General features: G+C 72.2%; 26 protein-coding genes and 1 tRNA gene. 14 read left to right on the forward strand and 13 right to left on the reverse strand.

All coding sequences use genetic code 11. The features are described 5' to 3' along the window. Positions 1-9 precede the first annotated feature (9 nt). Positions 10-630 (forward strand): MerR family transcriptional regulator, encoded by a 621-nt coding sequence (locus CNQ36_RS14570; RefSeq protein ID WP_121548460.1) that lies wholly within the window; start codon positions 10-12, stop codon positions 628-630. A gap of 26 nt (positions 631-656) precedes the next feature. On the opposite strand, the gene CNQ36_RS14575 is transcribed toward CNQ36_RS14570, so the two are convergent. Continuing rightward, positions 657-1142 carry an NUDIX hydrolase gene (locus tag CNQ36_RS14575; protein ID WP_121546324.1) on the reverse strand — a complete coding sequence of 162 codons (486 nt, stop codon included), beginning with the start codon at positions 1140-1142 and terminating at the stop codon, positions 657-659. Beyond that, a complete protein-coding gene (locus tag CNQ36_RS14580) occupies positions 1142-1954 on the reverse strand; it encodes an exodeoxyribonuclease III (protein WP_121546325.1) in 813 nt (270 codons plus the stop codon). Before CNQ36_RS14580 ends, CNQ36_RS14575 begins: the two co-directional genes overlap by 1 nt. A 50-nt stretch (positions 1955-2004) precedes the next feature. On the opposite strand from CNQ36_RS14580, the gene CNQ36_RS14585 reads away from it, so the two are divergent. From CNQ36_RS14585 to CNQ36_RS14600, 4 genes are all read left to right on the forward strand, one after another. After that, on the forward strand, positions 2005-2481 hold the full coding sequence (locus CNQ36_RS14585) for a GNAT family N-acetyltransferase (protein ID WP_004930300.1): 477 nt from the start codon (positions 2005-2007) through the stop codon (positions 2479-2481). Positions 2482-2660: 179 nt separating this feature from the next. Then, positions 2661-3935 (forward strand): lactonase family protein, encoded by a 1275-nt coding sequence (locus tag CNQ36_RS14590; protein WP_228312974.1) that lies wholly within the window; start codon positions 2661-2663, stop codon positions 3933-3935. 71 nt (positions 3936-4006) lie between these two features. Continuing rightward, on the forward strand, positions 4007-4672 hold the full coding sequence (locus tag CNQ36_RS14595; protein ID WP_121546327.1) for a maleylpyruvate isomerase family mycothiol-dependent enzyme: 666 nt from the start codon (positions 4007-4009) through the stop codon (positions 4670-4672). A gap of 100 nt (positions 4673-4772) precedes the next feature. After that, positions 4773-5120 carry a VOC family protein gene (locus CNQ36_RS14600; RefSeq protein ID WP_040906930.1) on the forward strand — a complete coding sequence of 116 codons (348 nt, stop codon included), beginning with the start codon at positions 4773-4775 and terminating at the stop codon, positions 5118-5120. A 78-nt stretch (positions 5121-5198) separates the two neighbouring features. Here the strand turns inward: CNQ36_RS14600 and CNQ36_RS14605 are convergent. The 7 genes from CNQ36_RS14605 to galU all read right to left on the reverse strand — a co-directional run bounded on the left by CNQ36_RS14605 (position 5199) and on the right by galU (position 10765). Continuing rightward, positions 5199-5272, reverse strand: a tRNA-Ala gene (locus CNQ36_RS14605). A gap of 60 nt (positions 5273-5332) precedes the next feature. Next, positions 5333-6526, reverse strand: coding sequence for a divisome protein SepX/GlpR (gene sepX, locus CNQ36_RS14610; RefSeq protein ID WP_121546328.1), 1194 nt, complete (start codon positions 6524-6526; stop codon positions 5333-5335). Between the two features lie 172 nt (positions 6527-6698). Beyond that, positions 6699-7358: a GNAT family N-acetyltransferase gene (locus CNQ36_RS14615; protein WP_206278454.1), complete on the reverse strand. Its 660-nt coding sequence runs from the start codon at positions 7356-7358 to the stop codon at positions 6699-6701. 20 nt (positions 7359-7378) lie between these two features. Continuing rightward, positions 7379-7921 carry a MogA/MoaB family molybdenum cofactor biosynthesis protein gene (locus CNQ36_RS14620; RefSeq protein ID WP_121546330.1) on the reverse strand — a complete coding sequence of 181 codons (543 nt, stop codon included), beginning with the start codon at positions 7919-7921 and terminating at the stop codon, positions 7379-7381. Continuing rightward, positions 7918-8448, reverse strand: a complete 531-nt coding sequence (gene moaC / locus CNQ36_RS14625; RefSeq protein ID WP_004930289.1) for a cyclic pyranopterin monophosphate synthase MoaC — start codon at positions 8446-8448, stop codon at positions 7918-7920. The genes CNQ36_RS14620 and moaC overlap by 4 nt, the downstream gene beginning before the upstream one ends. Before the next feature lie 86 nt (positions 8449-8534). After that, positions 8535-9857 (reverse strand): molybdotransferase-like divisome protein Glp, encoded by a 1323-nt coding sequence (gene glp / locus CNQ36_RS14630; protein WP_121546331.1) that lies wholly within the window; start codon positions 9855-9857, stop codon positions 8535-8537. Beyond that, positions 9854-10765, reverse strand: coding sequence for a UTP--glucose-1-phosphate uridylyltransferase GalU (gene galU, locus CNQ36_RS14635; protein ID WP_004930287.1), 912 nt, complete (start codon positions 10763-10765; stop codon positions 9854-9856). The genes glp and galU overlap by 4 nt, the downstream gene beginning before the upstream one ends. Positions 10766-10858: 93 nt before the next feature. Between galU and CNQ36_RS14640 the strand changes: the two genes are divergently transcribed. After that, positions 10859-11473, forward strand: a complete 615-nt coding sequence (locus tag CNQ36_RS14640; protein ID WP_121546332.1) for a 5-formyltetrahydrofolate cyclo-ligase — start codon at positions 10859-10861, stop codon at positions 11471-11473. A 79-nt stretch (positions 11474-11552) separates the two neighbouring features. On the opposite strand, the gene CNQ36_RS14645 is transcribed toward CNQ36_RS14640, so the two are convergent. Further along, the gene (locus tag CNQ36_RS14645) at positions 11553-14387 is read right to left on the reverse strand and encodes a penicillin acylase family protein (protein ID WP_121546333.1); all 2835 of its coding nucleotides are present in this window, start codon (positions 14385-14387) and stop codon (positions 11553-11555) included. Positions 14388-14574: 187 nt separating this feature from the next. Here CNQ36_RS14645 and CNQ36_RS14650 point away from each other — a divergent pair, with 187 nt between their 5' ends. The 6 genes from CNQ36_RS14650 to mscL all read left to right on the forward strand — a co-directional run bounded on the left by CNQ36_RS14650 (position 14575) and on the right by mscL (position 20346). Further along, the gene (locus tag CNQ36_RS14650; protein WP_004930283.1) at positions 14575-16155 is read left to right on the forward strand and encodes a potassium/proton antiporter; all 1581 of its coding nucleotides are present in this window, start codon (positions 14575-14577) and stop codon (positions 16153-16155) included. Between the two features lie 219 nt (positions 16156-16374). Then, positions 16375-17664, forward strand: a complete 1290-nt coding sequence (locus CNQ36_RS14655; RefSeq protein WP_121546334.1) for an MFS transporter — start codon at positions 16375-16377, stop codon at positions 17662-17664. Positions 17665-17732: 68 nt separating this feature from the next. Then, positions 17733-18062 carry an FmdB family zinc ribbon protein gene (locus CNQ36_RS14660; protein ID WP_121546335.1) on the forward strand — a complete coding sequence of 110 codons (330 nt, stop codon included), beginning with the start codon at positions 17733-17735 and terminating at the stop codon, positions 18060-18062. Positions 18063-18139: 77 nt separating this feature from the next. Then, positions 18140-18982, forward strand: a complete 843-nt coding sequence (locus tag CNQ36_RS14665; protein WP_121546336.1) for an S-methyl-5'-thioadenosine phosphorylase — start codon at positions 18140-18142, stop codon at positions 18980-18982. Between the two features lie 166 nt (positions 18983-19148). After that, positions 19149-19733, forward strand: a complete 585-nt coding sequence (locus CNQ36_RS14670; protein WP_121546337.1) for a CpaB family protein — start codon at positions 19149-19151, stop codon at positions 19731-19733. A 142-nt stretch (positions 19734-19875) separates the two neighbouring features. Further along, the gene (gene mscL / locus CNQ36_RS14675; protein WP_121546338.1) at positions 19876-20346 is read left to right on the forward strand and encodes a large conductance mechanosensitive channel protein MscL; all 471 of its coding nucleotides are present in this window, start codon (positions 19876-19878) and stop codon (positions 20344-20346) included. Here mscL and CNQ36_RS14680 read toward each other — a convergent pair whose 3' ends face one another. Continuing rightward, entirely contained in the window at positions 20347-20523 is a 177-nt protein-coding gene (locus CNQ36_RS14680) for a hypothetical protein (protein ID WP_004930276.1), read from the reverse strand. It lies immediately after the preceding gene. Between the two features lie 43 nt (positions 20524-20566). Here CNQ36_RS14680 and CNQ36_RS14685 point away from each other — a divergent pair, with 43 nt between their 5' ends. Together CNQ36_RS14685 and CNQ36_RS14690 are read left to right on the forward strand one after the other, a co-directional pair. After that, positions 20567-21592: a P1 family peptidase gene (locus CNQ36_RS14685; protein ID WP_121546339.1), complete on the forward strand. Its 1026-nt coding sequence runs from the start codon at positions 20567-20569 to the stop codon at positions 21590-21592. Between the two features lie 141 nt (positions 21593-21733). Continuing rightward, positions 21734-22480, forward strand: coding sequence for a DUF6227 family protein (locus tag CNQ36_RS14690; protein WP_004930271.1), 747 nt, complete (start codon positions 21734-21736; stop codon positions 22478-22480). An 8-nt stretch (positions 22481-22488) separates the two neighbouring features. On the opposite strand, the gene CNQ36_RS14695 is transcribed toward CNQ36_RS14690, so the two are convergent. Further along, positions 22489-22776: a hypothetical protein gene (locus tag CNQ36_RS14695; RefSeq protein ID WP_040906927.1), complete on the reverse strand. Its 288-nt coding sequence runs from the start codon at positions 22774-22776 to the stop codon at positions 22489-22491. Positions 22777-22908: 132 nt separating this feature from the next. Continuing rightward, positions 22909-24933, reverse strand: coding sequence for a PTS fructose transporter subunit IIABC (locus CNQ36_RS14700; protein ID WP_121546340.1), 2025 nt, complete (start codon positions 24931-24933; stop codon positions 22909-22911). Positions 24934-24974: the final 41 nt, after the last annotated feature.

Consider the following 24974-nt stretch of genomic DNA (forward strand, 5'->3'; position numbering starts at 1 on the left):
GAGTACCGCATGGACGAGCTGGCCCGGCTGGCCGGCATCACCGTGCGCACCCTGCGCTTCTACCGCGAGCGCAAGCTGATTCCGCCACCCCGCAGGGAGGGCCGAATCGCCTGGTACGACGACCAGCACCTGGCCCGGCTGCGCACGATCACGGCGCTCCTGGAACGCGGCCACACCCTGAACGGCATAGCCGAACTCGCCGAGGCCTTCGACCACGGCCGGGACGTCGGCGACCTCCTCGGCATGGACAACCCCACCGAGGAGACCCCGGTCCGCCTCACCCCCGAGGAGCTCGCCGACCACTTCTCCGGAGAGGTCACCCCGGAGAACCTGGCCGCCGCGCTGGACCTCGGCTATCTCGGCGTCGACGGCGAGGAGATCGTCCACATCAGCCGGCGTCTGCTGGACGTCTCCTCCGCACTGGTCCGCGAGGGGATCCCGCTCGCGGAGGTGCTCCGCACCGGCGCGGAGGCCCGCGTCCACGCCGACGCCCTGGCCGACCTCTTCGCCGCCCTGATCCTGCGCCACGCCCCGGAGGAGACCGTCCACCGCCTGCGCCCCCTGGCCCGCAGCGTGGTCGACGCCGAACTCTCCCTGGCCCTGGACCGCCGCCTGCGCAAGCCTGACTAGCGCGCGAGCCGGACCAGTGCCTGTTGCTAGGCGTTCCCCACGTACCCGAGGTCGACGGGTGTCACCGGCGGTCCGTTCCGGCGGACGTCGGCCAGCAGCTCCGGCAGCCGCGGCGGCCACAGCTGCTCGGTGGCACCGGCCAGCTCCCGGGGCGACCACCACCGCCACCGCAGGATGCCCTCCTCGGCGTGCAGGGCGAGGAGGTCGCCCTCGGGGTCACGGCGCGGTCCGGCGGCGAGGAAGATGTGCTCGCTCTGCCGCACCGGCACTCCGGCCCGGGTGAAGTCGTGCTCCCACCGGCACAGCAGGGTGCCGTCGAGCGCGATGTCGTCCCACCCGGTCTCCTCGCGCAGCTCCCGCCGCGCGGCCTGCCCGGGCGTCTCCCCCGGCTCCATGCCCCCGCCGGGCAGCGCCCAGTGGACGCCGACCTCGTCGTTGTCGTACCGGAACATGAAGACGGCGCCGTCCGGATCCAGCACGGCGACCCGGGCGGCCCGCCGGGGCGTCCGCATCAGCCGGCCGCCCGCTCGAAGACGACCGTCACCGGCGCGTGGTCCGACCAGCGCTCGGCGTGTGTGGCGGCGCGCTCGACGTAGGCCTTCACCGCACGGCCCGCGAGCCCGGGCGTCGCGACGGCCAGGTCGATCCGCCATCCGGTGTCGTTGTCGAAGGCCCGTCCCCGGTAGGACCACCAGGAGTACGGTCCGTCCACGTCCGGGTGCAGCGCCCGCACCACGTCGACGTATCCGCCGTCCGCCGGGTCGAGCACCCGGGAGAGCCACTCCCGCTCCTCCGGCAGGAACCCGGAGCTCTTGGTGTTCCCGCGCCAGTTCTTCAGGTCGGCCTTCTCGTGGGCGATGTTCCAGTCCCCGCAGACGACGACCTCGCGCCCGTCGGCGGCGGCACGCTCCCGCAGCCCCTTGAGATGGGCGAGGAACTCGCCCATGAACCGCATCTTCTCGTCCTGCCGCTCGGTCCCGACCTCCCCCGAGGGCAGATACAGCGAGGCGACGGTCACACCGGGCAGGTCGACCTCCACGTACCGCCCGGCCGTGTCGAACTCCGCCGACCCGAACCCCACACGCACCCGGTCGGGCTCACGCCGGGTGTACAGGGACACCCCCGCACGCCCCTTGGCGGCGGCCGGCGCGTGCACGACATGCCACCCCTCGGGCTCCCGCACGGTCTCCGGCAGCTGCTTCGCCTCCGCCCGCACCTCCTGCAGACACAGCACATCGGCGGAGGTCCCGGCCAGCCACTCCACGAATCCCTTCTTGGCGGCGGCCCGCAGTCCATTGACGTTGACGGAGGTCACAGTGAGCATCAGGGAACGATACGACACTCCCCGTCCGGTCGTGTTTTACCGTAATCGGCATGGATATCCGCCCGGTCCCCTACGACCACCCCGACGCCGTGAAGCTGGACAGTGAGGTCCAGGCCGAGTACCACGTCCGCTACGGCGACGGCGGCGACGCCACCCCCATGGACCCCGCGGACTTCAGGCCCCCGAACGGCGTCTACCTGATCGCGTACGACGAGTCCGGCGTCCCCGTGGCCTCCGGAGGCTGGCGCGTCCAGGACGCCAACGGCGAGGGCAACCGGGACGGCGACGCCGAGCTCAAGCGCATGTACGTGATCGAGCAGATGCGCGGCCGCGGCCTGGCCCGCCGCATCCTGGCCGCCCTGGAGGACGACGCCCGCGCCGCCGGCCGCGTCCGCATGGTCCTGGAGACCGGCACGAAGCAGCCGGAGGCCGTCGCCCTGTACGCCTCCAGCGGCTACGAGCCCTGCGAGAAGTTCGGCTACTACCGCTTCCACGCCGACAGCCTCTGCTACGCCAAGCCCCTCTGACCCAGGGCTTCGGGTCGCTCTCCGGCAACCCCCGTAAATAGTCGGGGTGTTGTCGGCGCCGCACCCTAGGGTGGGCCTCCCGATCGCATCGAGCGGTCGACGCGTTTCAAGGGGAGGTCACGCACTTGCGTACACGAAGATCCGCGGGAGGAACGGCACTCGCCGCCATCGCCGCGTCAGTGACCCTGTTCGTCAGCCCGGCCCAGGCCCAGGGTCAGGCACAGGACCAGAGCCAGAGCCAGAACAGCGTCGTGCTGCCGGTGACCTCGCACTGGCAGACGCTCGCCGACAGCCGGCACGTCTACGTCTCGGCCCCCGGACAGGACTCCGTGGTGGCCACCGACCACGACGGACAGGTGATCAAGACCGTGGAAGGCCTCGACGGGGCCCGCGGCATGACGCTCACCGCCGACGAGTCCCACCTGTACGTCGCCCTCCCCGAGGCCGACGCCATCGCGGAGATCGACACGGTCACCCTGACCGAGACCCGTCGCTTCCTCACCGGCACGGACACCGAACCGGAGAATCTCGCCCTCGCCGGCGGCCGGCTCTGGTTCTCCTACCAGGCGACCGTGTTCGACAGCGGCATCGGGTCCGTGGCCGTCGCCGAGACCGCCCCGAGCGTCGATCTGGACGACAACCCGGTCTGGTACGGCAAGCCCCGGCTCGCGTCGTCGCCGGGTGCGCCCGACCGGCTGGTCGCCGCGGAGAGCGCGGGTGCGGCCGGAATGCGGGTGTACGACGTGGCGTCCGGCACCGCCGAGGAGATCGCCTACACCGACGGCGTCGTCGACGTCGAGGACCTGGCCGTCACGGCGGACGGCAGCAGCGCGATCACCGCGAACGGCGGCACCTACTACCACCAGCGGTGGTCGCTGCCGGACCTCACGGAGGAGACCGGGTACGACACGGGGGCCTACCCCAACGCCGTCTCCATCGCCTCCGACGGCACCGTGGCCGCGGGAGTGATGGCCTCCGGGGACTGGGACATCTTCGTGTACCGGCCGGGTGAGACCGCCCCCTTCCGCACCGTCTCGCTGAACTACGGTCATATGGAACTGCTGGAACGGGGAGTGGCCTGGGTACCGGACGGCAGCCGCCTGTTCGGCACCCGTTTCCCGTACTCCGGCGAGGTCGTCCTCGACATCATCGACGACGTGCACAAGGCGAACAGCGACATCACCCTCACCGCGCCGCAGACGCACCCCTACGGCCAGCCGGTGACGATCAGCGGGAAGCTCACTTCCCTGGTGCCGTTCCCGAAGCACAAGGTGGTCACCGTCACGCGGAACAACGAGCCCTTGACGACGGTGAAGGTGAAGTCCGACGGCAGCTTCCACTTCACCGACCTGCCGGCCGACTACATGCGCTACCCCGAGTACGTCGTGACCTACGCGGGCGACGCCGAGCACGTGTCCGGCAGGGCCGCCGTGACGGTGGAGATCGTCACCTAGACGGCAGTTCCGAGCGGGGCCGGACGACCGGCGTCCGGCCCCGTCCTCACCCGTGACAGGAGACCTTTCCCATGAATGTTCCGGAGCCGGCGGCGGACGGCGGCCGCAGGACCGACGTCTGGCCGTTGATCCGCGCCGAGCGGGCGGCGCTGGCGGCCGATCTCGCGGGCCTGACCGACGAGCACTGGCGAACGCCCTCGCTGTGCGCCGGTCTGACCGTGCGTGAGGTGCTGGCGCATCTCACCGCGGGCGCGAGCCTCAACTCCGTGCGCTGGATGGCGGGCGTGATCCGCTGCCGGTTCGACTTCGACAAACAGGTGGCCGTGCAGCTGGCCAGGCAGCTGGGCGCGGGTCCGGCCGAGACCCTCGAGCGGTTCCGGCGCGTCGTCCCGAGCACGACGAAGCCTCCCCTGCCCGCCGTCGCCATGCTGGGCGAGACGCTGGTGCACGGGGAGGACATCCGGCGCCCGCTGGGCATCCGCCGGGACTACCCGATCGGTGCCGTCACGCGGGTGGCCGCGTACTACCAGGGCTCGGACCTCGTGGTCCTCGCCAAGGGACGCATCGGCGGGCTGAGACTCGCCGCGGACGACGGCCCCTTCACCACCGGCTCCGGACCCGTGGTGTCCGGGCCCACCGTGGCCCTGGTGATGGCCATGACCGGACGCGCGGCGTACTGCGACGAACTCGACGGCGACGGCGTGGAACTGCTCCGCAGCCGCTGCGGGACCGCCTGAGAAGCCGGTTCCGCCGCGGCCGATGATTCCCGCAGGCCGGTGGAGTCTGCCCCGACGGGGAGCAGTCACGCGTCCGACCACATGAGGCAAGGAGTCAGTGATGGCGGTAGGCATCTTCGCCGGTATCGCGGTACGGGACTACCGGAGCGCGCTGGAGTGGTACCGGCGGCTGTTCGGAGCGGAGCCGGCCTTCTTCCCGAACGACGTCGAAGCGGTGTGGCAGCTGGCCGAGGACCGGTACGTGTACATCATCGAGGACGCCCGCCGCGCCGGCGGTGCGGTGGGCATGGTCTGGGTGGACGACCTCGAGTCCGAGGTGGCGGAGATCGGCGAGCGGGGGCTGCGGCCGGTGGACGTCGAGAAGCACGGCGATGTGTGGAAGTACGTCTACCACGATGCCGACGGCAACGAGACGGGGATCGGTGGCAGGGCCTCAAGGCCCGAGTGAGGGCGTGCCGTTCCGCGGCAGCCGGTACGACATGTCAAAGCCCCGGTCGGGAAATCCCTACCGGGGCTTTGAGCTGCGTGGACCTGAGGGGATTCGAACCCCTGGCCCCCTCGATGCGAACGAGGTGCGCTACCGGACTGCGCCACAGGCCCTTGCAACGAGTGAAACTTTAGCACCCCGATCCGGGTGCTCGGAAATCCGTTGTCCTGGGCCTATTCGTTGGCGGCCTTCGGGCGCTCGCCGTCCTCGTACTGGTCGAAGAGGGGGGTGCGGCCGCGCTCGCGGGAGCGGCGGGCGGAGGCCGCCCGGCGTGCGTCGGTGCGGTCGCCGTCGTCGTCGGAGGCGTCGGCGTCCGGCTCCTCGGCGGCGGCCCGCGCCTCGTCGGCGGGCACGGCGCTGGAGCGTGCCGAGCTCCACGTGTCCGGGGCTCCGAGGTCCACGTCCCTGGTGGCACGGGGGGCGACCGGGGCGGTCACATACGTCGGGAGCGGCACCGGGACCGGGTCCCAGCTGTCGCCGCCCCGGCCGGGCCGGTGCTGCCGCTCGCGCTGCTGGTCGACCCACTCGGCGTGGTCGGTCTGCTCGACGAGCGCGCGCCGGTCCGCGGCGAGGGCGGAAAGGCCGGGGTCGGTGGTGATCCCGGCTTCCGGGCCCTCCGGTTCGTCGGGGTCGGCGTCCTCGACGGACGGGCGGCGGCGCGGCTGGCGCTCCCGCTCGCGCAGCCGCTGGGCCGCGACCTCGGCCTGACGGCGGTCCATCTGGTAGGCGAAGCGGCGGCGCTCCTGGGAGCGCAGATAGACGATGTAGGCGCTCAGCAGCAGGGCCGGTACGCCGGGCGCCCACAGGAACGCCAGTCCGCCGACCGCCGCGACGACCGCGCCCAGCGTGAAGGCGGCGAACAGCAGGGTGGTGGTGCGCCGGCGGCGGGCCAGTGCCTTCGTGCGCCGGGCGCGGGCCGCGGCGGCCTGCGCGGCCCGTGCGTCGGGGTCACGGCGGGCGGCCGGGACGCGTCCGCGCGCGGCGGCCGGTTCGGGCGCCCTGCGGTCCACGCGCTCGCGCGGCGGCCGGACGGGTTCCGGTTCCGGCCGCTGCGCGGGGGGTGACGGTAGGGGCGCCTGGGTCTGCGGACGGGTCTGGGACACGGCGAAGGCCCGGACGTCCACCGAGTCGGTGGCCGCGTCCGGGTCGTGGACGCCGTGCTCCTCCTCGTCGGTGGAGCGCGCCCGCAGGTCCTTGGCGTACCGGCGCTCCATGCCCGCCCGTCCGGACAGCAATCGGATGGCGGTGCTGAAGCGTTCCGTCGGACGGGCCTCGTTCAGCTCGTCCTGCCTACGGAGCCACATCGGCACCAAGTAGGCGGCCCAGGCCCCGACGATGACTGCGTAGATGAGGCCGCTGCTGCTCACGCCTCACACGGTAGAGGGGTTTGCACGGGGCCATCCGCCAATTGGGCCGGTGTGTCGCACGATCTGGCTGATATTTCGAACTTTTCTTGTGATCGATGCGATCAGACAGCCACTCGAACCCGGAATTCCGCGCCCGAAGGCGGTCATCCATCGCTCAAATTCGAACGTATATTCAATTTCCCGGTCCGTGCGGGATTCCCGGGTGGTGCCGCTCGCGTCCGGGCAGCTCGTGGCCCGACCGCCCCCGGGAGCGTGCCCGGCGCCACCGGGCGAGCAAACCGTCGGGGACTTCCTCCGCCGTGAGCGCGTAGACGAGATGGTCGCGCCAGGCGCCGTCGATGTGGAGATAGCGCGGACGCAGCCCTTCCTCGCGGAATCCGAGTTTCTCCACGACCCTGCGGCTGGGCCCGTTCTCGGGGCGAATGCAGACCTCGATGCGGTGCAGTCCGACGGTGCGGAAACAGTGGTCCACGACCATCGCCACGGCGGTCGGCACCACTCCCCGGCCGGCCACCTCCTCGTCCACCCAGTAACCGATGTGGCCCGAGCACATCGAGCCCCAGGTGATCCCGGCGACCGTCAACTGACCGACCAGACGGCCCTGGTACTCGATGACGAACGGCAGCATCCGGCCCGCGTGCGCCTCGGAGCGCAGATGGCGGACCATCTGACGGAAGGTCGGCCGGTGGGTGACCGGTCCGCTGGGCGTGGGCGGCGGGATGGTCGCCTCCCAGGGCCGCAGCCAGTCGCGGTTGCGCCGGTTGACCTCGCGCCAGGCCTTCTGGTCGCGCACCTTTATCGGCCGGAGGACGATGTCGCCGTCCACCAGCACGGCCGGCCAGTGTGGGCTGTTCAGCTCGCACCCCCGCCGGTGGCGTCCGCCCGCGGATGGTCCCCGCCGCGCAGCTGGTCGACGGCGTGCTTCAGCAGCGGCTCCAGGACGGCCAGGCCGTCCTTCACCCCGCCGCTGGACCCGGGCAGGTTGACGATCAGCGTGCCGCCCGCGACTCCCGCGAGGCCCCGGGAGAGGGCGGCCGTGGGCACCTTGTCCCGGCCGTACGCGCGGATGGCCTCCGCGATGCCGGGGACCTCGAAGTCGATGACCCGGCGGGTCGCCTCGGGGGTGCGGTCGGTGGGCGAGACGCCGGTGCCGCCGGTGGTGACGATCACGTCGTAGCCGGCGTCGGCTCCCGCGCGCAGGGCCGCTTCCACGGGGTCGCCGTCGGGGACCACCCGAGGGCCGTCCACGGCGAATCCGAAGCGCCTGAGCCCTTCCGCGACCAGCGGGCCGCCCTTGTCCTCGTAGACCCCGGCGGCCGCCCGGTTGGAGGCGGTGACCACGAGCGCGGCGTACGACGCGAGGAGTGCTCCGCCGATTGTCGCGTCCCCTGTCATGACCGGCTCCAGTCGCCCGACTTGCCGCCGGTCTTCTCCTCGACCCGCACGTCCGTGATGACCGCCTCCTTGTCGACCGCCTTGACCATGTCGATCACGGTGAGCGCGGCGACGGAGACCGCGGTGAGCGCCTCCATCTCGACGCCCGTGCGGTCCGTCGTCCGCACGGTCGCCGCGATCTCCACGGCGTCGTCCGCGACCGACAGGTCCAGTTTCACACCGGACAGCGCCAAGGGGTGGCACAGCGGGATCAGGTCGGGGGTGCGTTTGGCGCCCATGATGCCCGCGATCCGCGCGGTGGCCAGGGCGTCGCCCTTGGGGACGCCCTCGCCGCGCAGCAGCTCGATCACGCGCGGGGCGACGAGGACGCGGCCGGTGGCCCGCGCGGTGCGCGCGGTCACGTCCTTGCCGGACACGTCGACCATGCGGGCGGCGCCCGCCTCGTCGATGTGGGTCAGACGGGACTGCCCCGAGGGGGCCGAGGGGTCGGAGGGTCCGGGGGTCGCCCCCCGGGAAGGCACGGTCATGATCGTGTGGCGCTCCCGGTCCTGGCCCGTGGCGGTGCGGCGCGCGGGCCTGCTGTGCGCGACACGGTACCGCCAACCGGTCCCGCTCAGCCGAGCAGGACCACCTCGACCTCGGTGCCGGGCGCGACGGACTCGGCGTCCTCGGGGACGACGATCAGCGCGTCGGCCTGTGCGAGGGCCGCCACGAGATGGGAGCCGGCGCCGCCGACGGGCGTCACCGTGCCGTCGGTGTACCGGGCGCGCAGGAACTGGCGGCGTCCCCGGGGCGAGGTGAGCGGGCGGTCCGCGGTGAGCTTCGCGCGGGCCCTCGGCCGGTGCACGTCCGTCAGGCCCATCAGGGTGCGGATGGCGGGGCGGACGAACAGCTCGAAGGAGACGTAGGAGGAGACCGGGTTGCCGGGCAGGGCCAGCAGCGGGGTGTGGTCGGGGCCGATGGAGCCGAAGCCCTGGGGCTTGCCCGGCTGCATGGCCAGCTTGCGGAACTCGACGCCGCTGCCGGGCTCGTCCTCGTCCGCCGCGTACGACAGCGCCTCCTTGACGACGTCGTACGCCCCGACGCTCACCCCGCCGGTGGTGACCATGAGGTCGGCGCGCACCAGCTGGTCCTCGATGGTGTCCCGCAGGGTCGTGGCGTCGTCGGCGACGGCGCCCACCCGGTAGGCGATCGCGCCGGCGTCCCGCGCGGCGGCGGTGAGGGCGAAGCTGTTGGAGTCGTAGATCTGACCGGAGCGCAGTTCCTCGTCGGGCTGGACGAGTTCGCTGCCGGTGGAGAGCACCACCACGCGCGGGCGCGGCCGGACCCGTACGGTGCCGCGGCCGATCGCGGCGAGCAGGGAGATCTGCGGCGGCCCGAGGACGGTGCCGGCCGCCAGGGCGCGGTCGCCGGCCTTGACGTCGCTGCCCTTGGCGCGCACGTGCGCGCGCGCCTCCGCCGGCCGGTGGACGCGGACCTGCCCGGTGGCGCCCCCGGGGTCCAGGCTGCCGGCGCGCATCCCGGTGACCGGGCCCTCGCCGAGGCCGCCGTCGGTCCACTCGACGGGGACGACGGTCTCGGCGCCGGGCGGGAGCGGGGCGCCGGTCATGATGCGCGCGGCCTGGCCGGGGCCGACATGGAGGAGGTCGGCCTGTCCGGCGGCGACGTCCCCGACGACCTCGAGGGCCGCCGGGTACTGCTCGCTTGCGCCCGCGACGTCCGCGACCCGTACCGCGTACCCGTCCATGGAGCTGTTGTCGAACGGGGGCAGGGAGACCGGCACCGTGATGTCCTCGACGAGGACGCAGCCCTGGGCGTCGAGGAGATGCAGTTCGATGGGTTCGAGGGGCCGGACGGTCGCGAGGATGTCGTCCAGGTGCTCGTCCACCGACCAGAGGTGGTCCGGTCCTGCGGTGCGGGGCGCGGCGGTGCTCAACGTTGCTGCATCTCCTCGGTCACGTAGCGCTGGAGCCAGGTCCGGAAGTCCGGTCCCAGGTCCTCACGTTCGCACGCGAGTCGGACAATGGCACGCAGGTAGTCCCCGCGGTCGCCGGTGTCATAGCGGCGGCCCTTGAAGACGACGCCGTGCACCGGACCGCCGATCTTCTCGTCCGCCGCGAGCTGCTGGAGGGCGTCGGTGAGCTGGATCTCGCCGCCGCGGCCCGGCTCGGTCCTGCGCAGTATGCCGAAGACGGCCGGGTCGAGGACATAGCGGCCGATGACGGCGTAGTGGGACGGCGCGTCCTCGACGGCGGGCTTCTCGACCAGGCCGCTGACCTTGACGACGTCGGCGTCCGTGGTGGTCTCGACGGCGGCGGAACCGTAGAGGTGGATCTGCTCGGGGGCCACCTCCATGAGGGCGATGACGCTGCCGCCGTACTCCTGCTGGACGTCGATCATGCGCTGGAGCAGGGGGTCGCGCGGGTCGATCAGGTCGTCGCCGAGGAGGACGGCGAAGGGCTCGTCGCCGACGTGCGGGGCGGCGCACAGCACGGCGTGGCCGAGGCCCTTGGGGTCGCCCTGGCGGACGTAGTGCATGGTGGCCAGGTCACTGGACTCCTGGACCTTGGCAAGGCGGCCGGCGTCGCCCTTCTTCTGAAGAGCCGACTCCAGTTCGTAGTTGCGGTCGAAGTGGTCCTCCAGGGGGCGCTTGTTGCGGCCCGTGACCATGAGGACGTCGTCGAGACCGGCGGAGACGGCCTCCTCGACCACGTACTGGATCGCCGGCTTGTCGACGACCGGCAGCATCTCCTTGGGAGTGGCCTTGGTGGCCGGCAGGAACCGGGTGCCGAGACCGGCCGCCGGGATGACAGCCTTGCTGATCCGAGGGTGTGACTGAGACATGTCGGACACCATATCCGGTGCCATTGTGCGGAATCTGTGGCTCCGAATATTTGCTGCTCATATGAGCATTTTCGGAACGGTACAGGGACGAACTTGAGACACAACGATCGCGCCGACGAGTCTGACAAGCGGGAACGGCGCCGGGAAATCCTCTCGGTGAGGAACGGGTTGACACCCGATGACGTGCGGGTGTCGGCCGCCGCGCTGGCCCGGCGGGCACTGGAGCTGCCCGAACTCGCGCACGCGCGCACGGTGGCCGCGTACGTCTCGGTGGGGAGCGAACCCGGCACGCTCGCGCTCCTGGACGCGCTCCGCGCCCGCGGGACCCGCGTGCTGCTGCCCGCGCTGCTGCCCGACAACGACCTCGACTGGGGGGCGTACGAGGGCGGGGAATCACTCACCCGGGTCCAACACGGCACGCGAATGGCGCTCTTCGAGCCGTCGGGGCCGCCGCTCGGACCGGACGCCGTGACCGGGGCGGACGTGGTGCTGCTGCCGGGCCTCGCCGTCGACGCGCACGGGACGCGTCTGGGACGCGGCGGCGGCTCCTACGACCGGGTCCTCGCCCGCCTGGACCGCGCGGGCGCGCACCCGTCCCTGGTGGTGCTGCTGTACGACACGGAGGTCGTCGCCCGTGTCCCCGCCGAGCCGCACGACCGGCCGGTGCACGCGGTGGTGACACCGTCCGGGGTGCGCCGGTTCGACTGAGCCGCCGGTTCCGCCGCACACGCGGAAGCGGCCCCCACACGCGTGTGCGGAGGCCGCTTCCGGCGGGACGGTGACGGGGTCAGGGCTTCAGCAGCAGGGTGTCGCTGGTGCTGCCCTCGACCGCCTTCTCCGAGTACGACCACTCCAGCAGCTCGCCCTCGGCCCACTTGTCCGTCTGGTCGACGTAGTGGGCGCTGTAGGCGTGGCCGGAGGCGCCGGTGAGGTTGATCCACCGGGACTTGTCGAGGTCGCCGAGGTTGACCACCATCCGCATGGACGGCACCCACACGACCCCGTAACCCCCGGCGGCGTTCCAGCCCGTCGCGTTGACGGTGGCCTCGCCGCCGCCGAGCTTCCACGGGCCGCGGTTGAGGAGGTACTGCAGGAAGCCCGGGCCCTCGGTGCCGAGGGTCTGGTTCTTCAGGAACAGGCGGTGCAGCCGGCCCCAGCTCCAGGTGTCGATGTCCTTGCCGAGCTTGGCGGTCAGCTCCCAGCGGGCGTCGATCATGGCGCGCTTGAACAGCTCGTCACGGTTCTCCGCGGCGGGGCGGGTGCCCGACTTGGGCGTCGTCCACCAGTCGCTGTCCTCCTTGTCCATCAGCTTGCGGACCACCTCGAACCAGCGGTCGCCGCCGTCCGGCTGCGCCTGGTCGGCGGCGCGCTGACCGCACTCGCGGACCTTGGCCGCCTCGTCGGCGGGACCGGTGGTGTTGACCGGCTCGACCCACAGGCACTGGCCCTTGACCCGCAGTTCCTTGGGCAGCTTGTGGGCGAAGGCGAGCCTGAGGATGTTGCGCCAGACCGAGTTGAAGTAGGCGGCGGCCGCCGAGTCTGCGTCCTGGGTGTAGTCCCAGCCCTCCAGCAGCTTCTGCGCCTCGCGGACGTCCGCGTCCTCGGTGTCGATCTTGAGCAGGTGCGGCACCAGCAGCTTGGCGATGGTGCTGGAGTTGTCGAGCTGCATCTGCCGCATGTCGTCGGTGGAGATCTTGCCGCCGTCCTTGATCTTCGACTGGATCAGCTCGGTGATCCGCTGGCTGCGGGCGCCGTAGCCCCAGTCGGTGGTCAGGGTGTACGGGTAGTCCTTGCCGACGACGGCCTGGTTGGCGGTGACGATGTAGCCGCGCTCCGGGTTGTGCTCGTAGGGCAGCGCGTCCTGCTCGATCCAGCCGGTCCACTCGTAGTCGGGGTCCCAGCCGGGTGCGGGGAGGGAGCCGTCGTGGTTCTCCGCGCGGGTGGGGATCTTCCCGGGGAGGGTGTAGCCGATGTCGCCCTCGGTGTCGGCGAAGACGAGGTTCTGCGAGGGCACCTCGAACAGGGCGGCCGCCTCGCGGAAGTCGTCCCAGTCCTTCGCGCGGTTGATCGCGAAGACGGAGTCCATGGTGCGGCCGGGGTCCAGGGCGGTCCAGCGCAGCGCGACGCCGTAGCCGTCGCCGCGGTCGGGCGCCGCGCTGTTGACGGTGGCCTTCTTGCCGGTCTTCACGAGCTCGCTGGAGCGGTCGGAGAGCAGCGGGCCGTTGTTGGTCTCGCGGACGACGATCTTCTGCGCCTTGCCGCCGGCGACCTCGATCGTCTCCTCGCGCGTCTCGAACGGCACGACCTTGCCGTCGTACTGGTAGCCGTCGCCGGTGATCTTCTCCAGGTAGAGGTCGGTGACGTCGACGCCGGAGTTGGTGAGGCCCCAGGAGATGTCCTGGTTGTGGCCGATTATGACTCCCGGCATGCCCGCGAAGGTGTAGCCGGTGACGTCGTACTGGCACTTGGCGGAGACGCTGCGGCAGTGCAGGCCCATCTGGTACCAGACGGACGGCAGCGCGGCCGAGAGGTGCGGGTCGTTGGCGAGGAGCGGCTTGCCGGTGATGGTGTGCTCACCGGCCACCACCCAGGAGTTGGAGCCGATGCCGTCGCCGTTGACACCGACGGCCGTGGGGAGGTCCTCGAGGACCTGCTGGAGACCGGTCAGCTGACCTTCCAGGGCGGAACCGCCGGTGCCGGTTCCGGTGCCGGTACCCGTGCCGGTTCCGGTGCCGGTACCCGTACCGGTTCCCGTGCCAGTTCCAGTGCCGGTTCCGGTTCCGGTGCCGGTCTCCGTACCCGTCCCGGTCCCGGTGCCCGTTCCCGTGTTCTCGCCCTGCTCGTACGCCCCGGTGAGCTCGTTGTACTGGCCCTCCTGGATCACCGGCTTGTTCCGGCTGTACGGGTACTCCGGGTACAGGTCGGCGATCTGCTTCGGGCCGAGGCGGCTGGTCATCAGCGCGCGGTCGATCTCGTCCTGCATGTTGCCGCGCAGGTCCCAGGCCATCGCCTTCAGCCAGGCCACGGAGTCGACCGGGGTCCACTCCCCGGGCCTGTAGTCGTTCTCGAAGCCGAGAGCCGCGTACTCCAGGGAGATCTCCGCGCCCTCCTTGCCCTCCAGATAGGCGTTGACCCCCTTGGCGTACGCCTGGAGGTACTTCTTCGTGGCGGGGGAGAGCTTCTTCTCGTACTCCTCCTTCGCGACCCGGTCCCAGCCCAGGGTGCGGAGGAACTCGTCGTTGTCGACCTGGCCCTTGCCGAACATCTCCGAGAGGCGGCCGGCGGTCATGTGCCGGCGCACGTCCATCTCGTAGAACCGGTCCTGCGCCTGGACGTAGCCCTGCGCCATGAACAGGTCCTCGTCGGAGGAGGCGTAGATCTGCGGGATGCCGTAGCCGTCGCGTTTGACGTCGACGGTCCCCGACAGTCCCTGGAGCGTGGCCGAGCCCTCGGTCTGCGGGAAGGAGGCGCGCACGGTGCTGACGGACCAGTACCCCCCGTAGGCGACACCGCCGATCAGGGCCAGCACCAGGACCAGCACGATCAGCCGGCCTTTGCGCCCTTTCTTCCTGCCGGACTTGCCGGGCTGCTGACCCGTGGAGGCGGTGGTGTCGGTGGGCATCGCTGTCCTTGCTGTCCTAACGCGAGCGGCAGGTCGGGCTGTGCTTTTAACTGAGCGCTGGAGCAACGATAGGCGCAGGGGCCCGCGGTACTTGACGCGGAGTACGGAACCAGCCCGGACGGACGTTCGATCTTGCCGTCAACAGCGTCAAGAACGCGTCAAGAGTTAGGTAAGGTAACGAAGTAGTTTGCCGCGGAAGCGGTGGCTCGCACGCGATGTACGTGAGCTCACGCGCGGTGCGCAGGAGCCAGGGAAGGGAACGCCGCTGACTGTCCACCACCTCAACCAGCTTCTGCTCGTCTGTTCGGTCGTCCTGCTCGTCGCCGTCGCAGCGGTCCGGATCTCCTCGCGCAGCGGGCTCCCCAGCCTGCTCGTCTACCTCGGCATCGGCATCGCCATGGGCCAGGACGGCATCGGCGGCATCCACTTCGACAACGCCGAACTGACCCAGGTCATCGGCTACGCGGCCCTGGTCGTGATCCTGGCCGAGGGCGGTCTGGGCACCAAGTGGTCGGAAGTGAGACCGGTGCTGCCCAGCGCCGCCGTGCTCGCGCTGGTCGGTGTCGCGGTCAGCGTCGGCGTCACCGCGTCCGCCGCGCACTTCCTGGTCGGCCTGGAATGGCGGCAGGCGCTCATCATCGGCGCGGTGGTGTCCTCGACCGACGCGGCGGCCGTCTTCTCGGTGCTGCGGAAAATACCCCTCCCGTCGCGGGTCACGGGCGCGCTGGAGGCCGAGTCCGGCTTCAACGACGCACCCGTCGTCATCCTGGTCGTCGCCTTCTCCTCGGCCGGACCGGTCGAGCACTGGCAGGTCCTGGTCGGCGAGATAGCGCTGGAGCTGGCCATCGGCGCCGCCATCGGGCTCGCGGTCGGCTGGCTGGGCGCCTGGGGACTGCGGCACGTCGCGCTGCCCGCCTCCGGCCTCTACCCGATCGCCGTCATGGCCATCGCCGTCGCCGCCTACGCCGTCGGCGCCATCGCCCACGGCAGCGGCTTCCTCGCCGTCTATCTCGCCTCGATGGTGCTGGGCAACGCCAAACTGCCGCACTGGCCCGCCACCCGCGGCTTCGCCGAGGGGCTCGGCTGGATAGCCCAGATCGGCATGTTCGTCCTGCTCGGTCTGCTGGTCGCCCCGCACGAGCTGGGCGACGACATCGTGCCCGCGCTGGTCATCGGGCTGGCGCTCACCATGCTGGCCCGTCCGCTGAGCGTCGTCCTGAGCCTGCTGCCGTTCCGGGTGCCCTGGCAGGAGCAGACGCTGATGTCATGGGCGGGACTGCGCGGCGCGGTGCCCATCATCCTGGCGACGATCCCCATGGTCCAGGGCGTCGACGGGAGCGAGGAGATCTTCAACATCGTCTTCGTGCTGGTCGTCGTCTACACCCTCATCCAGGGTCCGACACTGCCCTGGCTGGCCGGAAAGCTGCGCCTCGGCGGGGACACCGCCGCCGACCTCGGCATCGAGTCGGCGCCCCTGGAGCGGCTGCGCGGGCACCTGCTGTCGGTCGGCATCCCCGAGGGGTCGAGGATGCACGGCGTGGAGGTCGCCGAACTGCGGCTGCCGGCCGGAGCCGCCGTCACCCTCGTCGTACGCGACGGGACGTCCTTCGTGCCGTCGCCGGCGACGGTGCTGCGACGCGGCGACGAGCTGCTCGTCGTCGCCACGGACCCGGTGCGGGACGCCGCCGAGCGGCGGCTGCGCGCGGTCGGCCACGGCGGCAAGCTGGCCGGCTGGCTCGGCACCGACGGACCGGCGACCGGACGCTGACCTGGTGCTCCTTCTCACAGGAACCCCCGCGAAAGATACCTGTACGATGCAAACGCACCCCAGATCGAACCAACTCTGCCTGACGCAGAGCTGGCGCGACCGTATGGCGGCCGGAACGCCCTGAGCTGTGGCCCCGGCATCTACCGCAGTCAGCGCAAGAGGACAGCTCTCGGCGCGCCCGCGCGGGCCGCGCTACCAGGTGGCGGAAAGGCACGGGCCGTGGCATCCACGGTCACCCCGTCGAAGGACTCGGCGGCCGCCTCCCGGCCGGGATACGGCCGTCTGCTGCGCACCCCCGGCGCGTGGACGTTCCTGCTCCCCGGCTTCGCGGCACGCCAGCCCTTCGCGATGCTCACCATCTCCCTCGTGCTGCTGGTGCAGCACACCACCGGCTCGTACGGCGCGGCCGGCGCCGTCGCGGCCGTCACCGGCGTCTCCATGGCGCTGTTCGCGCCCTACGGCGGCCGGCTCGCCGACCGCTACGGACAGCGCGCCGTCCTCGTTCCCGGCGTACTGCTGCACACGGCTTCCGGGCTGGCCCTCACCGCGCTGGCGCTGACCGGCGCGCCCCTGTGGGCGCTGTTCGTGGCCGCCGTGCCGACGGGCGCCTCGGTGCCGCAGATCGGGCCCATGGTGCGGGCCCGCTGGGGCGTCACCCTCAAGGGCTCCCCGCTGATGACCACGGCGGCTGCCTTCGAGTCGGTCACCGACGAGTTCACCTTCGTCGTCGGGCCGCTCCTCGCCACGGCGCTGTGCACGGCCGTCGACCCGGCCGCGGGCCTGATCACCGAGGCCGCGCTCACCCTGGTCGGCGGTCTGCTGTTCGCCGCCCGGAAGGGCACCCAGCCCGAGGTCGCCGCCCGCGACGGCCGCGCGCGCGTGGAGCACGTCTCCGCGCTGCGGGTGCCCGGGGTGCGCGTGCTGATCGTGACCTTCCTGGGCATCGGTTCCGTCTTCGGCGGCATGCAGGTCTCGCTGGCCGCGTTCAGCGAGTCGATCGGCAACCCCGGCCTGAACGGCGTCCTCTACGGCGTCTTCGCCGCGGGCAACATGCTGTCCGGCGTCGTCTGCGGCGCGATCGCCTGGAAGAAGGCCCCGCAGCGGCGCCTGGTGATCGGCTACGCGGCGCTCGCGCTGACCGCCTCCGCCCTGTGGACCACTCACTCGGCGCTGTCGCTGGCCGGGATCGGCCTCCTGGTCGGCATGTGCATCGCACCGGCCCTGATCACCGGCTACACCCTGGTGGAGAGCCTGGTCCCGGCGGGCGCCCGCACGGAGGCCTTCACCTGGCTGACCGGCGCCGTCGCGCTCGGCCAGGCAGTCGCCGTCACGGCCGCCGGACAGCTGGAGGACCGCCTCTGGGACGGCGCCGGATTCCTGGTGCCGATGGCCGGCACGGTGCTCGCGCTCATGACGCTGCTGGCGCAGCGGTCGCGGCTGGTTCCGGCCCCGCGCGGGCGCACGGTGGCACGTGGCGTGGGTCACCGCGAGCCCGTCGCAGTGGACTGAATCCCGGGAATGCGTCACTATGGACCGTCGTTAGCACTCATCGAGTGAGAGTGCCAGGAGGAAGACTAGTGCCGACCTACCAGTACCAGTGCACCGAGTGCGGCGAGGGCCTCGAGGCGGTGCAGAAGTTCACCGACGACGCCCTGACCGAGTGCCCCAACTGCCAGGGCCGCCTGAAGAAGGTGTTCTCGGCGGTCGGCATCGTCTTCAAGGGCTCCGGTTTCTACCGCAACGACAGCCGCGGCTCCTCGTCGAGCAGCTCCCCGGCGTCGAAGCCGTCGGGCGCCTCGTCGTCGACGTCCTCCGCGGCCTCCTCGACGTCTTCCGCTTCGTCGTCCTCCTCCTCGAGCTCCGGTTCGGGCTCGAGCTCGTCGGCCGGTTCCACCACCGCCGCGTAGGACCGCTCTTCCCCGGAACCCCGTCGTCCGCCGACGACGGGGTCTTCGGCGTTTCCGGGGGCCGTTAGGGTGCGGGCATGGCGAACAAGGCGAACGCCCGGATCGGCGTGATCGGCGGCTCCGGTTTCTACTCCTTCCTCGACGACGTGACCGAGGTGCAGGTGGACACCCCGTACGGGGCGCCGAGCGACTCCCTGTTCCTCGGCGAGGTGGCCGGCCGGCGGGTCGCCTTCCTTCCCCGGCACGGGCGCGGCCACCATCTGCCGCCGCACCGGATCAACTACCGGGCCAACCTCTGGGCGCTCCGCTCGGTCGGGGTGCGCCAGGTCCTCGGTCCCTGCGCGGTCGGCGGTCTGCGGCCCGAGTACGGGCCGGGCACGCTGCTGGTGCCGGACCAGCTGGTGGACCGTACGAAGTCCCGGACGGGCACCTACTTCGACGGGCTGCCGCTGCCCGACGGCACGGTGCCGAACGTGGTCCATGTGTCCCTGGCCGACCCCTACTGCCCCACCGGACGGGCCGCGGCGCTGAAGGCGGCCCGCGGCCGGCACTGGGAGCCGGTGGACGGCGGCACGCTGGCGGTGGTCGAGGGGCCCCGCTTCTCCACCCGCGCCGAATCGTTGTGGCACCGGGCGCAGGGCTGGTCGGTGGTGGGCATGACCGGCCACCCCGAGGCGGCGCTCGCCCGTGAACTGGAGCTCTGCTACACCTCCCTCACCCTGGTCACCGACCTGGACGCCGGCGCCGAGACCGGTGAGGGCGTCTCCCACGACGAGGTGCTGCGGGTGTTCGCCGCCAACGTGGACCGGCTGCGGGGCGTGCTCTTCGACACGGTGGCGGCGCTGCCGGAGACGGAGGCACGGGACTGTCCGTGCACCTCGGCGCTGGGCGGCATGGACCCGGGATTCGCGCTGCCGTAACGGCTCACGGGCTGCTCACGGGCTGCTCACGGGGCGGCGGAACTGCCCGTTCGGGTGGGGTGGTTGTCCACAGGTCCGGGGTGGATGCACAGGGCCCGGCGGGCCGCCGCGGAAGGCCTCATCGTGGGATCCGCAAGCCGGTCCCTCGTCGCAGGTGGTGATCCCCGTGTCCCGTCCTCCCTCTCCTCCCGCCCCCTCCCCCGTCGTCCCGCGCCCGCCCGGCGCGGACGTCCCTCCGCCGTGCGAGGTGCCGCACTTCGCGCCGGTGCGGGTGCGTGGCGGCCTGCCGCTGCCGGGCCGGCTCGTCCGGCACCGGAGGCGGGCCGTGGCGGTGGGCCTCGCGGTCACGGCGGCGGCGCTCGTGGCGGCGGGCCCACGGGAAGCGGACGGGGCCCGCGGCCGTCCCGGGGGCTCTCCGGCGGCCAGGACGGCGCCTGCGGCCCCCGGTGATCCTCCCCCACGGCCCCGGCAGGCGGGCGCGACCGTCGCGGCGCCGGTGCGGATCGCCGACGCGGCGGCGGTGCGGCTGCTGCGTCCCGGCGACCGGGTGGACGTGATCGCCGCCGGGGAGGCGGTCTCCGGGGGCGGGGCCCGGGTGGTCGCGCGCGGGGCACGGGTGACCGAGGTGCCGGAACCGGTGGACGGCGCCGGCGACGAGGGCGCTCTGGTGGTGCTGTCGGTACCGCGCGCCACCGCCGCGGACCTCGCGGGCGCGGGCGCCTCGGCGCGGCTGGCCGTGACCCTGTGGTGAACGGCGCCCCGCCGGCGCGCATCCTCGGCACGGCGGGCGGCTGCCCCCCCCCCGGGGCTCGATTGGACACACCGGCATACGGGTGACGTAGGTTGCGGAGCGTTTTCTTCCGCAGGCTGTGCACAAGGAATGAGGGCTCGAAGTGAGCGACCAGGAGAAGACGAGCGTGCTGCAGGGCTTCAAGGCCTTCCTGATGCGCGGGAACGTCGTCGATCTGGCTGTCGCGGTGGTCATCGGCGCGGCCTTCACGAACATCGTCAACGCGGTCGTGAAGGGTGTCATCAATCCGCTGGTGGGAGCCTTCGGCACGCAGAACCTGGACAGCTACAGCTCGTGTCTGAAGGCCCCCTGCGAGGGCACCGGCGACGACGCGACCGGCATCACGATCATGTGGGGCTCGGTCCTCGGCGCGACGCTGCAGTTCGTCATCACCGCGGCGGTCGTCTACTTCCTGATGGTGTTGCCGATGGCGAAGTACCTGGCCCGGGTGGAGGCCCGCCGGAAGGCGAAGGAGAGCACGCAGGAGGTCATCGAGATCACCGAGCTGGAAGTGCTCAAGGAGATCCGCGACACCCTCGTCGCCCAGCGCGGCCAGGGCCCGGGCGAGCGCTAGTCAGATGTGGTGGGGCGGCTTCTCGTCCAGGAAGCGCTTCAGATCGGACGCGCTGTCGCCGGACGGGCGCTCGCCCCATCCGCGGTCGGTGTCGTCCGAGGACTGCTGGTCCAGCGGGTCGTCGAAGACCAGCGCCGGCTTCGGCTCACGCGGCCGGGGATCGGGGGCGGTGCTCATACGTCCAGAGTACGGCCGCGCCCGACCGGGCATGACTGGCCGCATGACAGCTGACGCTCTGACGGATGTGGCCGGTGTGCGCGTGGGGCATGCGACACGTGCCGGTGCCGGGTGGCTCACGGGCACCACGGTGGTGCTCGCGCCCGAGGGCGGGGCCGTGGCCGCGGTGGACGTGCGCGGCGGCGGCCCCGGCACCAAGGAGACCGACGCGCTCGATCCGCGCAACGTGGTGCAGAGGATCGACGCGATCGTGCTGACCGGGGGCAGCGCGTACGGGCTCGACGCGGCGTCCGGGGTGATGGCCTGGCTGGAGGAGCGGGGCCGCGGGGTGCGCGTCGGTCCGGACCCCGCGCATGTGGTGCCGGTGGTGCCGGCGGCGTGTGTCTTCGACCTGGGCCGGGGCGGCGACTTCCGGGCCCGGCCGGACGCGGCCACCGGCCGGGCCGCGGTCGAGGCGGCGGCGCGTGAGCCGGGCGGGCCGGTGCCGCAGGGGTGTGTGGGCGCCGGCACGGGGGCCGTGGTCGGACAGCTGAAGGGCGGCGTCGGCACGGCGAGCACGGTGCTGGACTCGGGCGTCACGGTGGCCGCGCTGGTGGTGGCCAACGCGGCGGGGTCGGCGGTGGATCCGGAAACGGGGGTGCTGTACGGGGAGTTGTTCGGGGGCCGGGTGCGCTACCCGGAGCCGGAGGTGCACGAGGCCGCGCTGCGCCGGCTCGCGGAGGTCGCCGCGCGCCACGCCGCTCCCCCGCTGAACACCACGCTGGCGGTGGTCGCCACGGACGCCGCCCTGTCCAGGGCACAGGCGCAGAAACTGGCCGGCACCGCACACGACGGCATCGCGCGGGCGGTGCGGCCGGTGCATCTGCTGAGCGACGGCGACACGGTCTTCACCCTGGCCACGGGCGCCCGCCCGCTCGACCCGGCGGACCCCCTCGCCCTCAACGAGGTCCTGGCGGCGGGCGCGGACACGGTGACCCGCGCGATCGTCCGCGCGCTGCGCTCCGCCGCCCCGACGGACGGACCGGGTGGATCGTGGCCGTCGTACGGGGAGTTGTACGGCGAGCGCTGACGACGGCCCTACCGCCGGGAACTTGTCGCGCGGCCCGCGCGTTTTCCAGCCACACGTTTTCTCGGTTCCTGGACATGACGTCCGACCGAGGGGCTACGGTATGCACCCACAAGGTGACATGCAGCAACGCCGGGAGAAACCTTGAGCGTTCCGTACGAGACGGCAGCGTACGAATCACCCGACTCGCCCGAGTCTCCGGAGGAGCACCTCGCGCGCCTCCTCGGCCGCGCCCTGAACTCCTTCGAGTTGCCGGACGAGACGCTCCGGCGGCTGGACTGCGCGCTGGCGCACGACGGTTCGCTGCACTCCGCCCACCACAGCGCGGGGCTGCACCGGGAGACGTACCGGCACACCTGGCTGCTCGCCGACGGTTCGGCGCTGACGCTCTGGGAGCTGGTGCACAACACCGCGCCGGGAGCCGAGCCGCAGCACGAGGTGTACGTGGACGAGGAGGAGCTGCGCACGGCGACCTCCCGGCTGCCGTTCCCGCCGGACGCTCCGGACTTCGAACTGCCGGTGACGGTGCAGCTGTCCGCGCCCCCGGCGTTGCGGCAGGTGTATGTGCCGGACCGGTCCGCGGACCACGGGCGCCGCTTACTGCGCCGGGCGGAGAACGCGGACCGGCCCGGCGCGGAGACGGCCGCGCTGCTGGCGACGGCGCGCGCGCACCGGATCACGCAGGCGTTCGGCCGCCCGTCCCGCGCGGGGCGTCCGGGCCAGTGCTTCTCGCTCTACGAGCACGCGTTCCTGCTGGGCGACGGCGCGGAGTTGTCCCTGTGGGAGGTCGAGCACACGGTGACGCCGGACGGGCGGCACATGTGCGAGGTGTACGTCAGTGAGGACGCGGCACGGGACGCGATGGAGCGCCGGGCGGCACAGGTCTCCTGACGCGAGGGTCAGCCGCCCTCGCCGAAACGCCGTACCAGCACGGCGAACGCGTCGCGCTCGGCGTCGGTGAGCGGTACCGCCTCCACGTGCGGGCCGGTCCGCCGCTGGCGCGGGATCGCCGGGGTGCCGTGGGGCGTGTGCCGGGGGGCGGGCGGCCCGGAGTGGTCCGGGGTGCGTGCGCGCGTCCGTTCGCGCCGCCGCCGCAGGGCGTCGGCCAGACCCGCCGCGCAGGCCACGGCGACCAGGGTGACGACGGTGGCGCCCGCCGTCCGCGAGAGCGTCTTGTCCTCAGACATGCGCCCCAGTACACACCACGGTCCGGGACTTTGGGCCCGGACCGTGATGAGCGTGATCTATATCGCAGTACGCATGAACCGCGCACACCTACCCAAACGGGCGCATCGCCGTGTGTCCTGGGCCATGTCGGCCTAGGCGGCCACCGGCTCCCCGGCCCGCGCCGCCGGGGCCGTGCCCGCGCCGGAGTCCGCGCCGGCGGCTCCCGGCGCCGGCTTGCGCAGGCCCTTGAGGACGATCACCAGGGCGGCGGTGACACAGACGCCGGCGGCGACCGCGACCAGGTAGAGGAACGGGTTGCCGATCAGCGGGACCACGAAGATCCCGCCGTGCGGGGCGCGCAGGGTGGCGCCGAACGCCATCGACAGGGCTCCGGTGACCGCTCCGCCCGCCATGGAGGCCGGGATCACCCGCAGCGGGTCGGCCGCCGCGAAGGGGATCGCGCCCTCGGAGATGAAGGAGGCGCCCAGGACCCAGGCGGCCTTGCCGTTCTCGCGTTCGGTCCGGTTGAAGAGCTTGCCGCGGACGGTGGTGGCCAGGGCCATCGCCAGCGGCGGCACCATGCCGGCGGCCATCACCGCGGCCATGATCTTCATCGCGGAGTCGCCGGGGTTCGCGACGGCGATCCCTGCGGTGGCGAAGGTGTAGGCGACCTTGTTGACGGGACCGCCGAGGTCGAAGCACATCATCAGGCCGAGCAGGGCGCCGAGGAGGACGGCGTTGCTGCCGGTGAGGCCGTTCAGCCAGTCGGTCATGCCCTTCTGGGCCTCGGCGATGGGCTTGCCGATGACGACGAACATCAGGAAGCCGACGACCGCCGCGGAGATCAGCGGGATCACCACCACCGGCATGATGCCGCGCAGCGCAGCCGGTATGCGCGCCTTCTGGATCGCGATCACCACACCGCCGGCGATCAGGCCGGCCGCGAGGCCGCCGAGGAACCCGGCGTTGATGGTGAGGGAGATCGCGCCGCCGACGAAGCCGGGCACCAGACCGGGCCGGTCGGCCATGCCGTAGGCGATGTACCCGGCCAGGACCGGGACGAGGAAGCCGAAGGCGACGCCGCCGATCTGGAAGAGGAGGGCGCCCCAGCTGGCGGCCTGGGTCCACACGAAGTGGTCCATCACCGAGGGCGCCTCGTTGATCTCGTAGCCGCCGATCGCGAAGCCGAGGGCGATGAGCAGACCGCCGGCCGCGACGAACGGGACCATGTAACTGACGCCCGACATCAGCCACTTGCGCAGCTTGGTGGCGTAGCCCTCGCCGCCGTCGCCGGTGCGCTCGACGGGTGTGCCGGACGCGGCGGCCGCGGTGGTCTCGCCCCGCTCCGCCTTGCCCCTCACCTCGGCGATCAGGTCGGCGGGGCGGCTGATGGCCGCCTTGACGCCGGTGTCGACGGTGGGCTTGCCCGCGAAGCGGTCCTTCTCCCGTACGGGGACGTCATGGGCGAGGATCACGCCGTCCGCGGCGGCGATCACGGCCGGGTCGAGGCGGGTGAAGCCGGCGGAGCCCTGTGTCTCCACGACGACCTCGACGCCCGCCTCGCGGCCGGCGTTCTCCAGCGACTCGGCCGCCATGTAGGTGTGGGCGATGCCGGTGGGGCAGGAGGTGACGGCGACGACCCGGAAGGGGCGGTCCGGCTCGGGGGCGGTGCTGCCCGTGGCGGCGCCGGCGGAGGCCGCCGCCGGCGCCGCCACGGTGTCCTCGGATCCGCCGGTGTCCTCGCCCCGGACGAGCGCCGCCGCTGCCGCCGCGTCGCCGGCCGACCGGAGGGCGTCGGTGAACGAGGTGTTCATCAGCTGCCGGGCCAGCGACGACAGGATCGTCAGATGGGCGTCGTCCGCACCGGCCGGGGCGGCGATCAGGAAGACCAGGTCGGTGGGTCCGTCCGCCGCGCCGAAGTCGATCCCGGTGGCGCTGCGCCCGAAGGCCAGGGTGGGCTCGGTGACGTGCTCACTGCGGCAGTGCGGGATGCCGATGCCGCCGTCGAGCCCGGTCGGCATCTGCGCCTCGCGGGCGGCGACGTCGGCGAGGAAGCCCTCCAGGTCGGTCACCCGGCCCTGGGCCACCATGCGCTCGGCGAGGGCGCGTGCCGCCGCCTCCTTGGTCTCGGCGGACAGGTCGAGATCGACCAGCTCCGCAGTGATCAGGTCACTCATCGCGGGCTCCTTCGCACGCGTATCGCCCGTACAGCGGGGTG

This window comes from Streptomyces fungicidicus (genome assembly GCF_003665435.1).
GTDB classification, from domain to species: domain Bacteria; phylum Actinomycetota; class Actinomycetes; order Streptomycetales; family Streptomycetaceae; genus Streptomyces; species Streptomyces fungicidicus.

What these genes read in the sequence shown, in the direction of transcription:
- CNQ36_RS14680 (WP_004930276.1), bottom strand. Translation starts at nt 20,523, where the DNA reads ATGAGCACCGCCCCCGATCCCCGGCCGCGTGAGCCGAAGCCGGCGCTG.
- CNQ36_RS14665 (WP_121546336.1), top strand. Translation starts at nt 18,140, where the DNA reads ATGGCGAACAAGGCGAACGCCCGGATCGGCGTGATCGGCGGCTCCGGT.
- CNQ36_RS14595 (WP_121546327.1), top strand. Translation starts at nt 4,007, where the DNA reads ATGAATGTTCCGGAGCCGGCGGCGGACGGCGGCCGCAGGACCGACGTC.
- CNQ36_RS14645 (WP_121546333.1), bottom strand. Translation starts at nt 14,387, where the DNA reads ATGCCCACCGACACCACCGCCTCCACGGGTCAGCAGCCCGGCAAGTCC.
- CNQ36_RS14695 (WP_040906927.1), bottom strand. Translation starts at nt 22,776, where the DNA reads ATGTCTGAGGACAAGACGCTCTCGCGGACGGCGGGCGCCACCGTCGTC.
- CNQ36_RS14600 (WP_040906930.1), top strand. Translation starts at nt 4,773, where the DNA reads ATGGCGGTAGGCATCTTCGCCGGTATCGCGGTACGGGACTACCGGAGC.
- CNQ36_RS14570 (WP_121548460.1), top strand. Translation starts at nt 10, where the DNA reads ATGGACGAGCTGGCCCGGCTGGCCGGCATCACCGTGCGCACCCTGCGC.
- CNQ36_RS14700 (WP_121546340.1), bottom strand. Translation starts at nt 24,933, where the DNA reads ATGAGTGACCTGATCACTGCGGAGCTGGTCGATCTCGACCTGTCCGCC.
- CNQ36_RS14685 (WP_121546339.1), top strand. Translation starts at nt 20,567, where the DNA reads ATGACAGCTGACGCTCTGACGGATGTGGCCGGTGTGCGCGTGGGGCAT.
- CNQ36_RS14580 (WP_121546325.1), bottom strand. Translation starts at nt 1,954, where the DNA reads ATGCTCACTGTGACCTCCGTCAACGTCAATGGACTGCGGGCCGCCGCC.
- CNQ36_RS14620 (WP_121546330.1), bottom strand. Translation starts at nt 7,921, where the DNA reads ATGACAGGGGACGCGACAATCGGCGGAGCACTCCTCGCGTCGTACGCC.
- moaC (WP_004930289.1), bottom strand. Translation starts at nt 8,448, where the DNA reads ATGACCGTGCCTTCCCGGGGGGCGACCCCCGGACCCTCCGACCCCTCG.
- galU (WP_004930287.1), bottom strand. Translation starts at nt 10,765, where the DNA reads ATGTCTCAGTCACACCCTCGGATCAGCAAGGCTGTCATCCCGGCGGCC.
- CNQ36_RS14575 (WP_121546324.1), bottom strand. Translation starts at nt 1,142, where the DNA reads ATGCGGACGCCCCGGCGGGCCGCCCGGGTCGCCGTGCTGGATCCGGAC.
- CNQ36_RS14585 (WP_004930300.1), top strand. Translation starts at nt 2,005, where the DNA reads ATGGATATCCGCCCGGTCCCCTACGACCACCCCGACGCCGTGAAGCTG.